Source organism: Rickettsiales bacterium, from assembly GCA_033762595.1.
Taxonomy (GTDB): Bacteria; Pseudomonadota; Alphaproteobacteria; order Rickettsiales; family UBA8987; genus JANPLD01.
The window spans coordinates 1-3,889 of record JANRLM010000084.1; the positions used below are offsets into that span (position 1 = coordinate 1).

Consider the following 3,889-nt stretch of genomic DNA (forward strand, 5'->3'; position numbering starts at 1 on the left):
CATCAATATCTTTTGATTTTGGATTGCCGGATAAATCTATCAAATTGTATTTTTCAATGAGATCACGCTTAGTTTGCTGGGCGTGATCAGTTTTATCAGCTACAATTCCAAAATTTTTATATTTTTGATTCATAGGATATGATAGAAAAATTTGTAAAGTTATTTTAACAATTTCATTTTAATTGTCATCTTGAGCAAAGCGAAAGATCTTAAATTAGATTCCTCGCTTCGCTCAGAATGAAAAACTATTATATCCCCTCACGCCCGCAATTCCTAAGAGAGTAAGAGAGGATTATCCAGTTTCCAGTTTCCAGCTTCTAGTTTCTAGTTTCTAATTGCCAGTTTCCTTATCAAATAAATCATCAATTTTAATATTATCGCCTTCGGATTTTAGCTCTGGAGCTTCTTCATCTTCATCATCGCTAAATGAAAGGAAAGAGAAAAACCCATCATCTTCTTCAGTTTTTTCAGTTTTAACATCGCCTTTTATAAGCCTGTAAGATCTTTTATACCATTTGCTTGAAGGGTAATTATAGCCGAGAATCCCTGCATATTTAATTGCCTCGGAATCAATTCCTAAAATGAGATTTGTTTCAACCAGCCTGTAAAGGGCTTCTTCTGCTTGCTCTGTATCATCATATTGGTTCAAAACCTCTTTGTATCTATTAAGTGCAGCGATATAATTTTTGCGTTTTGCATAGAACCTACCTACTTCCATTTCCTTACCTGCTAAATGGCTTCTGATAAGGGTTAGCTTATATTTAGCCTCCTTAGCATATTGAGAATCTGGAAACCTGCGGAGGATTTCTTCAAAAGAAGTTTTGGCTTTCTCAGTAACATCTTGATCACGGCGGACATCCTTAATTCTATCATAGTAAGAAATTGCTTTTAGGTAATACATAAATTGGATTTCCTTACTGCCGGGGTTTAAGTCAATGAAGCTATTAATTGTATCAATAGCTTTGTCATATTCTTCATCTTTGAAGTGAGAATATGCAATCATCACACGAGATTTTGGGGCAAGCTCAGAAAATGGATAAAGCCTTTCAACCTCACCAAAAAGCTCAATGGCTCTGGCATAATTTGCTGCTTGCATTTCTTTGCGAGCTTCAGCAAATATATCTTCTGCGGGCACAGAGGTTTCAACGCTATCAAGGGCTTCTTCAACTTTATCCTCATCAGAAGAACAAGCCGAAAGCACTGCAATAAAGCCAAAAAACAGAATAATATTTAGAAGATTTCTCATTTTTATATCCAAAAAAATTTAATTTTTGGATTATTAATATTTTTAACTTTAATTCAATTTAATTGTTTATTTATTTAATAGCATTGTTTGGTGAGTATAGATTTAAGCTGTATAAACACTAGTTGTCACGCCGCACTTGTTACGTGGTTAATGGTTGAAATTGCTTATAAACTAAGTTTTGAGCTTGCTTTATGCTTAACCCCGCAACAAGTGCGGGTGACACTAAAGAGGAAAACATTAGATATTTTAGTAAAATCTATACTTGCTTAAAAATCCTTATTTAATCTTTAATTTTCTTGGTTTGAATTTTGATTCGTCTTCAGTTGGCACAGAAACATATATAACGCCATTTTTATATGAGGCTTCAGCTTCATCAATTTTAGCACCATATGGAAGTGGAATCACCCTTCTAACCGAGCCAACACGACGCTCTGCGATATAATAATTTTTATCTTTCTGCTCTTTTTGAACATCATCATTATATGAAATTGTTAAAAAACTTGGTGCGATTTCTAGGGAAATTTTATCTTTATCAACGCCCGGTAATTCAATAGAAATATCAATTTTATCTTTTGATTTTACAACATCAGTTTTAGGAAAAGTGCCGAAAGCATTTTCAGAGAATGGTAAAAATTTATCATTACCAATTTGAACTGCACCTAATGGATTAACGCCATTTTCTGCTGAAGTAAAACCGCCATTATTGAAGAAATTTCTAAACATTTCATCAAAAGTAGAAGTTATATGCCTATGCATTTGCTGCACTGGATTATTATTTTCAGCATTATTTTCTTCCCCTCTAAAGGTAAAAGGAACATCTCTATTGTTAGAAGAAAAACTTGGGTTGGAAGCAAATAACAAAGCTAAAGCAAATAGAAAAAATATTTTTTTAATTAGCATAAAACCCCTAAAATTTGTTGTAAAAAAAAATTTAGTAACGAGAATATTATTTTCAAGATTTACTGCTTAAAATTTTTCATAATATCATTGATATTCATACCGGCTGGGAGGTTTGGCATTGAAGACAAATCAGGCATTCCACCGCCCATTTTGGCGAAATTTTTCATCATACCCATTTTTTTGAGAAGCCCACCGCCCTTAAATTGCTTCATCGCTTTTTGCATTTGCTCAAACTGCTTTAAGAGTTGGTTAATCTCTTGAACATTAGTGCCAGAGCCTTTTGCAACCCTTCGTTTTCTGGAAGCGTTGAGAAGCTTTGGAAATTTCCTCTCTTGCTTCGTCATTGAATCTATAATTGCAAGCTGGCTTTTGAAGATTTTATTATCAACGCCAATTTCATCAACTTTATCTTTGAATTGCGATAAACCCGGCATCAAACTCATCATCGATGAAAAACCGCCCATCTTTTGAATTTGCTTAATTTGGCGATAATAATCATTCAAATCAAACACGCCTTTTTGCAATTTTTGTGCGAATTTTTCAGCATCTTCAACATTAATCTGCTCACGAGCTTTTTCAACTAATGCAACAATATCGCCCATTCCAAGAATTCTGCCAGCAACCCTTTCGGCATTAAAATAATCAATCTCAGATAATTTTTCACCTGTGCCGATAAATTTAATTGGCTTGCCAGTTATATGTCGCATTGAAAGTGCCACACCCCCCCTTGCATCACCATCCATTCTAGTAACTACAACGCCTGTAACACCAACCTTTTCATTAAATTCTTTGGCGATATTCACCGCATCTTGACCAGTCATTGCGTCAACTGCAAGCAATGTTTCAATAGGGTTTGCGAAGTTTTTGACTTCAATTAATTCTTGCATTAGGCTTGCGTCAATATGGCTTCTGCCGGCACTATCAAGAATTAGAATATCGTAAGCACCAAGCTTTGCCTCACTTATGGCACGCTTTGTTATCTCTAGAGGCTTCTGCCCTTCTATAATTGGCAAGGAATCAACTTCAACTTGTTTAGCTAAAATTTCCAACTGCTTTTGCGCTGCAGGGCGATAAATATCAAGCGAAGCAAGTAGGACTTTCTTGCCTTGCTTTTTCTTAAGCAAACCAGCAATTTTACCTGACGATGTAGTTTTGCCAGAACCTTGCAAACCAGCAAATAGAATAATTGCCGGTGGAGTAGTAGAGAGATTAAGTTCACTTTCCTCTGAATTTCCAAGCGTTTCAATTAAGGCATCATTAACAATTTTCACCACCATTTGTGCAGGTGAAACACTTTTTATAACTTCCTCACCGATGGCTTTTGATTTCACTTTTTCAATAAAATCTTTGACCACAGGTAAAGCAACATCTGCTTCAAGCAAGGCGATTCTAATTTCACGCATTGCGATATTAATATCTTCTTCACGAAGCAGCCCCCTGCCCTTCAGCTTGCCGAATATTGAAGAAATATTTTCTGTTAATTTATCAAACACTTTTTACCTTTTTGTTTTGGTTTATCTTGCAAACTAAATTTTATAAGGGATTAAAATTTTTTTACAATTACTTCGCTAGGCTCTGCTATGAAATCTTGGTAACATTTACAGGAATTTTAGCGTCTGGCTTGCGGATATAAAGTGCGGAATTTCTATCTTTTTGAATCTCAGGTTGGTTTAGAAAATTATAGTTAGCAAATAAATAATCAGCAAAATCTTCCGCATTAAAATTTATTGAAGAAGAATAAGT

General features: G+C 34.8%; 3 protein-coding genes. All 3 read right to left on the reverse strand.

Annotation, left to right across the window (positions count from 1 at the left end; all coding sequences use genetic code 11):
- Nucleotides 1-331: 331 nt before the first annotated feature.
- The 3 genes from SFT90_05965 to ffh all read right to left on the reverse strand — a co-directional run bounded on the left by SFT90_05965 (nt 332) and on the right by ffh (nt 3,639).
- Nucleotides 332-1,246 (reverse strand): outer membrane protein assembly factor BamD, encoded by a 915-nt coding sequence (locus SFT90_05965; protein MDX1950026.1) that lies wholly within the window; start codon nt 1,244-1,246, stop codon nt 332-334.
- Nucleotides 1,247-1,522: 276 nt separating this feature from the next.
- Nucleotides 1,523-2,146 (reverse strand): Hsp20/alpha crystallin family protein, encoded by a 624-nt coding sequence (locus SFT90_05970; protein ID MDX1950027.1) that lies wholly within the window; start codon nt 2,144-2,146, stop codon nt 1,523-1,525.
- 59 nt (nt 2,147-2,205) lie between these two features.
- The gene (gene ffh / locus SFT90_05975; protein ID MDX1950028.1) at nt 2,206-3,639 is read right to left on the reverse strand and encodes a signal recognition particle protein; all 1,434 of its coding nucleotides are present in this window, start codon (nt 3,637-3,639) and stop codon (nt 2,206-2,208) included.
- Nucleotides 3,640-3,889: the final 250 nt, after the last annotated feature.

Bases quoted from the DNA above. Each gene is read 5' to 3' on its own strand.
- SFT90_05965 (MDX1950026.1), bottom strand. From the start codon at position 1,246: ATGAGAAATCTTCTAAATATTATTCTGTTTTTTGGCTTTATTGCAGTG.
- SFT90_05970 (MDX1950027.1), bottom strand. From the start codon at position 2,146: ATGCTAATTAAAAAAATATTTTTTCTATTTGCTTTAGCTTTGTTATTT.